This window comes from Rhizorhabdus histidinilytica (genome assembly GCF_900167915.1).
Lineage (GTDB): Bacteria > Pseudomonadota > Alphaproteobacteria > Sphingomonadales > Sphingomonadaceae > Rhizorhabdus > Rhizorhabdus histidinilytica.
The window spans coordinates 44,107-50,250 of sequence record NZ_FUYM01000019.1; the positions used below are offsets into that span (position 1 = coordinate 44,107).

Below are 6,144 nucleotides of genomic sequence, written 5' to 3' on the forward strand. Positions count from 1 at the left end.
GTCCTGCGTCAGGGTTCGGGCCGGGCGGGCGCGAGCGGGAGATCGAGGTCGCGCCAGCCGTCGCTCCCCTCCGCCAGCCACCAGATGTTGCTATAGCCCAGCGTCCGCAGCCGTTTCGCCGCGTTCCAGCTCATCCAGCAATCGGCCAGGCAGAAGACGACGATCATCCGGTCGCGCCGCTTCGCCGTCAGCCGGGCCATCCCCCGTTCGAACCAGTCGCCGATCCCCGGCGCCAGTACGCCGCGCCCGGCCTCGGGATACCAGTGCGCGCCGGGGATGCTGTCGTGCGGCTGCGCCAGGCGCCACTGCCCGCCCGCGTCGCGCACCGCCCCTTGGGCCGGGGTCACGTCGACGAACAGCGCGTCGACATCCGGGCGGAGCCGCGCCGCGGCCGGCGGGGCGATGCGGGGAGTGCCTGCGGGCGGACGATCGACCGGCGCGCGATAATGGGCGATGCGATAGCCGGCGGCGTCGAACAACGCGTCCTGCGCCATGACCGGCGGCGCCCCGGCCAGCAGGCCTGCCAGCAACACCCCGATCATCCCCCTGCCTGCCATGGTCGCGTCCGATCTCGTCTGAAGGTCCAATGGTAGCCCGTCCTCGCTCCCGCTACCATTGCACCAAGGGAGAGGATGAGCGTGAAGCTGATGATCCGCGCCGGCCTGGCGCTGTTGCTGGCGACGAGCGGTCTGCCCGCCTCGGCACGGGCCTATCCGACCGATCCGCTCGGCTCGCCGATGTGGCAGGCGCATGCCCGCACCTTGTTCGGCGACGATCCGGTCCGCTTCGATCCGCGCGTCCGCGTCGCCTTCCCCGCGATCGCGGAGAACCAGCGAGTCTTCCCGGTCGCGGTCGACGCGCGGGGCATCGGCGGCGTGGTCCGGATCATCCTGTTCGCCGATCTCAACCCGATCCCGGTCGCGATCGACTATCGCCCGCAGGCGGCCGAGCCCTATCTCGCGACGCGGATCAAGCTCGACCAGCGGACGCCGGTGCGCGCGGCGGTGCAGCTCGCCGACGGGCAATGGCTGGTGTCGGGCCGCTGGATCGACGCGGCGGGCGGCGGCTGCTCGGCCCCGCCGGTCAGCCGGGTCAAGGGCGACTGGGCCCAGCATCTCGGCGAGATGCGCGGCGAGGCCTGGCCGACCGGCCCCGGCGCGAGCCGGCTGCGCGTCACCTTCCGCCATCCGATGGACACCGGCCTGGTCGACAACATCCCGACCTATCATCTCGAGGCGCTGACGGTGAAGAGCGGCGGCGGGCGCGTGCTGGGCAGCATGGAGATCTGGGCGTCGGTGGCCGAGGATCCGGCGATCACGCTGCTGCCCAAGGCGGGCGCGGGCGAGCCGTTGCGTATCGAGGCGCGCGACACCAACGGCCGCGACTATCGCGCCGCGGTGACGGTGGCGAAACAGTCGGCGCCCGCGCGATGAGGATCGACCGGCGCACCCTGCTCGGCGGTTTCGCGGCCTGCTTCGCCCTCCCGGCGATCGCCGCACCGCCTGACTATCGGATCGATCCGGTCGCGGTCGCCGACGGCATCTGGATGATCCATGGCGCCGACGCACCGATCGAGCCCGGTAATGGCGGCGCGATCGCCAATATCGCCATCATCGATACGCCCGCCGGCACGGTGCTGTGCGATTCCGGCCCCTCGCTGCGCTATGGCCGCGCGCTCCGGATGGTGGCGGAGAAGCTGACCGGCAAGCCTGTCGCACGGGTCTACGTCACCCATCTCCACCCCGACCATGGCATGGGCATCGCCGCCTTCGATCCCGCGATCGTCGCGGCGCTGCCCGGCACGATCGACGACATGCGTCGCGACGGGCGGGGCTTTTCCGATGCGATGTACCGGATGCTCAACGACTGGATGCGCGGAACCGAACTGGTCCTGCCCGGCCAGCCGATCATCAGCGATGTGGAGGATTTCGGCGGGCGGCGCCTGCGACTGATCGCGCTGTCGGGGCACAGCGCAGCCGACCTCGCCCTGGTCGACGAGCGCACCGGCCTGCTGGTTGGCGGCGACCTGCTTTTCCACGACCGCGCGCCGAGCACCCCGACCGCCGACCTTTCCGCCTGGCGAGCCAGCCTCGACCGGCTCGCGGCGCTCGACCACAAGGCGACGATCCCCGGCCATGGTCCATTCGATCCATCCGGCCGGGAGGCGATCGCCCAGACCCGCGACTGGCTTGACTGGCTGGAGGCGACGCTGACAGAGGCGGTCCGATCGGGCCTCGACATGGTCGAGGCCGGCGACCTCCCCATCCCCGACCGCTTCGCGACGATGGCGGCAGCGCGCTACGAGCTGCAGCGAAGCGTCTCGCACCTCTATCCGGGAATCGAGGCCAGGCTGCTGCCGCGGATCGACGAGCCCGCCGACTGAGGCGGGGGGGCCTGCGAAACGACCGATCGCGGTCTTTTGCCGGAACAGTGCAACTCGGCACGGCTTTCGGCGTTTGTGCGCGCGATAGGGGATCGCGATGCAGAAAGGATACCAGAAATGGTACAGCTCAAAGGCGGCACGGATGCCGCGATCCGGATGGACCAGCTTAGCCTGGCCGATCTCTTCTCCGGCAGTTTCCACGATGCGGACGGCACCTCGTTCAGCGTGACCGGCTCGGGCGGCGTGGTCACCGATTTCGACGGAAACGGCTTCACCTATAACGGCTCGGGCGCGCCGACGGCGGGCACCGTGCGCGATATCGACTACAGCATCAACGGAGACTTGAACCTCAGCATCAACGGCCTTCAGAGCGATGCCGCCCAACTCTATGCCGACGCGACGTCGGGTCATGGGGAAGAAGCGCTGGCTCAGCTCTTCTCGGGCCATGACAATATGCGGGGCACCGCGTTCGATGACGTGCTCGACGGCGGTGCGGGCAACGACAATGTCTTCGGCGGCGGCGGTGCCGATACGCTCCATGGTGGCAGCGGCAACGACCATGTCTTCGGCTTCTCCGGTTCCGGTGGGGACGACGGCGCGGACGACCTCTTTGGTGACGAAGGAAACGACTATCTCCAGGGCAATCGGGGCGACGACCTGATCGACGGCGGCACCGGATCTGATCGTATCAACGGCGGCGCCGACAACGACACGATCATCGGCGGCGAAGGCAACGACACCGTCAATGGCAATCGCGGCAACGACAGCATCGACGGAGGCACCGGCAACGATGTGCTGCGCGGCGGCCAGGGCAATGATTCCATCTCCGGCGGCGAAGGCAACGACGTCATCCGCGGCGATCTGGGCAGCGATACGCTGTCGGGCGGCGCGGACGCCGACTATTTCGTCTTCGAACGGGGATCGTCGCTGTCGGGCACGGGGCAGTTCGACACAATCTCCGACTTCGAAGAGGGCGTCGATCATATCCAGATCGGCTATACGCCGACCGCGATCCTGACCGGCGCGGCGCAATCCGACTATGCGGCGGCCTCGCTCTTCGCCCAGCAATTGTTCGACGGCCATGCGGGCAATGGCGAGGTGGCGTCGGTCGCCGTCGGCAGCGACACCTATCTCTTCTTCTCCGACGATGAAGGGAGCAATGCCAACTCGGCGATCCTGCTGAGCGGCGTGAGCGCCGATTCGATCACCGTCGCAGACTTCTGACTCGTTGTAGAGGCGGGCTTCGGCCCGCCTCTACAACCGCACCCGCATCCCCGCATACCAGCGGCGCGGCGCGCCCGGCCCATAAGCGCGCGGGTTCGACGCGCCGGGCGCCTCGTCCAGCTCGATCTCGCTGACCTCGCTGAAGGTGCCGAAGGTGGCGTATCGCCGGTCGAACAGGTTGCGCAGCTCGGCGAACAGGGTGACGCCACGGATCAGGTCGACGCTGCCGCGCAGGTTGAAGACCGCGTAGCCACCCAGGCGCGGATTGTCGTTGCCTTCATCGCCGACCAGATATTGTCCCGAGCGGACGATCATGTCGCCGCCCACCGACCAGCCGCGCCCGGCATAGTCGATCGCCAGCGTCGCGCTGTGGCGGGGGATGCCGGGCAGCCGGTCGCCGCGCGCGACCGCGATCGTGCCGTCCGCCCCGGTCGCCGGGTTGGCGGGGCTGGAGAGGGTCAGCGGGGTCCGGTAGCGCGCGTCAGTGAAGGCATAGCCGAGCGTCGCGGCCAGGCCGCCGCGCCGGGCCTTCAGCCTCGCCTCGATCCCTTGGCGGCGGGTGCTGCCGACATTCTGGAAATAGGCGCGCCCGCGGATCGCGGAGGCGATATATTGGATGTCGTTCCGGTTGGTCGCGCGATAAGCCGACAGCAGCCATTCGAGATGGACGCCGCCCGGCTCGCCGCTGCCGCTCGCGCCAGCCTCCCAATTGCGCGCGACGACCTGCCTGAGCGGCGGATCGGCGACGAAGAAGTTGGTCAGGCTGCACGGCGCGGCGGGATCGGCGCAGGACAGCTCGGCCGGGGTCGGCGCGCGATTGCTCTCGGCATAACCGGCGCGCAGCGTCAGGCCGGGCCCCACCCGATAGTCGAGCTCGATCCCCGGATTGACCCGGTCGAAATCGTGGCGGCCGTTGAGCGCGGTGCCGATCCGGTCGACCAGCCGGATGCGCGCATGATTGTAGCGCAGCCCGATCTCGGCCGAGAGGCCCGGCAGGATCGGCAGCCGGTCCTGCACGAAGACGCCCCAATAATCGGCATGGGCAACCAGCCCGATCGGAGCGATCGCCCCGTCGGGCTGGACGATGATCGTGCCCAGCCCGTCGACGCTGCGCTCGTCGGTCAGTTCGCCCAGCTCGGTCGAGGTGGTGAAGCGGGTGCGACTGGTGTCGTAACTCAGCCCCAGCGCGAAGTGATTGTCGCCCGCGCCCAGCGGCCGCTCGTCGATGATCTGGAACAGCGCGCCCATTGCGTCGGTGCGGGTGCGCCCGCGGTTGAGCACGCCATAGCCCTCGCCGCCGAGCAGATCGGCGACGGGCAGGCCGTCGGCCCCGATCAGCCGCGCCTGCGCCTCCTCCTCGTCGCCGCCGACCGCCTCCAGGCAGACGAGGCCGGCATCGTCGTCATCCTCGCAGCCTTCGATGTCGGCGGCGTCGCCGTTGACGGTGCGCAGGGTCAGCCGCTGCGCGTAGAGCGTGCCTTCGAGCCGGGTTCGCTCTGACAGCGCGACCCAGGGATGGAGGCTGATCCGGCCATAGCGGCTGCGGCTGTTGTCGGGCCAGGTGAACACCGCGCGCCGGTCGGCGGCGAGCAGCTCGACCGGGGCGACGCCGTTGCCGGTCAGGTCGGTGTCCGCGCCGACCAGCTTCAGGTGCATGCCGCCACCCTCGATGTCGAAACCCAGGTCGGCATAGCCGTTGTACAGGCGCGACGGGCTGTGGTCGCGCCAGCCATGCTCGCGGCTGTGCTGGAAGGCGCCGAAGGCGCTGAACGCGCCGCGTTGCAGACCGCCCGACAGGCTCGTCTCGCTATAGCCGAAGCGCCCGCCGGTGGCGCTCGCCTCCAGCCCCGGATCGCTGGCACCTGTCTTGGTGTCGAGAAGGATCGCGCCGCCCAGCGCGTTGAGGCCGTAGACCGGGCTGGTATCGAGCACCGACAGCCGCCGGATCGCCGCCTCGGGGATCAGATCGAACTGGACGGTGTCTCCGAATGGCTGGTTGAAGCGTGCGCCGTCGAGATAGACGGCGAGGCCCTGCGCCTGACCCTGCAGGGGCGAGGCGGTGAAGCCGCGATAGACGAGGTTGGGTTGCCAGGGGTTGTTCTGCGCGTCCTGCAAGCTGATCCCCGCAATCTGCCGGGTCAACGCGCCGATCAGGTCTGGCCGGCCGGCGCGCGCGATATCATCGCCCGTCAGGCTTATCGCATCGTCGAGATCGATCGCGCCGCCCGGCGCGGTGACGACGATCGGAGCCGAAGCTTCGGTCTCTTCGGCGGCCATGGCCGGCATCGGCGCCAGAATGACGGCGATACCGGCGATCAGCCGCTGCCTGCCCCCCATGTCCGCTCCCTCTTCCCTTGTCTTTCGATCGTTTAGGAAGAGAGAGCGGAGCAGCTCCATTATACCTTTGGTCGCTCGGCGCTAATCCGGTTGCCGACGAGATGTTCCACCACCGCCGGATCGGCGAGGGTCGAGGTGTCGCCCAATGAGGAGACGTCGCCCTCGGCGATCTTGCGGAGGATGCGGCGCATGATCTTGCC

At 69.2% G+C, this 6,144-nt stretch carries 5 protein-coding genes; 3 read left to right on the forward strand and 2 right to left on the reverse strand.

The genetic code is table 11. The features are described from left to right. Positions 1–8: 8 nt before the first annotated feature. On the reverse strand, positions 9–557 hold the full coding sequence (locus tag B5X82_RS24325; protein WP_079650897.1) for a rhodanese-like domain-containing protein: 549 nt from the start codon (positions 555–557) through the stop codon (positions 9–11). Between the two features lie 75 nt (positions 558–632). Between B5X82_RS24325 and B5X82_RS24330 the strand changes: the two genes are divergently transcribed. From B5X82_RS24330 to B5X82_RS24340, 3 genes are all read left to right on the forward strand, one after another. Further along, positions 633–1,433, forward strand: a complete 801-nt coding sequence (locus tag B5X82_RS24330; RefSeq protein ID WP_079650898.1) for a quinoprotein dehydrogenase-associated SoxYZ-like carrier — start codon at positions 633–635, stop codon at positions 1,431–1,433. Beyond that, on the forward strand, positions 1,430–2,383 hold the full coding sequence (locus B5X82_RS24335) for a quinoprotein relay system zinc metallohydrolase 1 (protein WP_079650899.1): 954 nt from the start codon (positions 1,430–1,432) through the stop codon (positions 2,381–2,383). The genes B5X82_RS24330 and B5X82_RS24335 overlap by 4 nt, the downstream gene beginning before the upstream one ends. 117 nt (positions 2,384–2,500) lie before the next feature. Further along, positions 2,501–3,607, forward strand: coding sequence for a calcium-binding protein (locus B5X82_RS24340; RefSeq protein ID WP_079650900.1), 1,107 nt, complete (start codon positions 2,501–2,503; stop codon positions 3,605–3,607). 30 nt (positions 3,608–3,637) lie between these two features. Here B5X82_RS24340 and B5X82_RS24345 read toward each other — a convergent pair whose 3' ends face one another. Continuing rightward, a complete protein-coding gene (locus B5X82_RS24345; protein ID WP_079650901.1) occupies positions 3,638–5,944 on the reverse strand; it encodes a TonB-dependent receptor in 2,307 nt (768 codons plus the stop codon). Positions 5,945–6,144 lie beyond the last annotated feature (200 nt).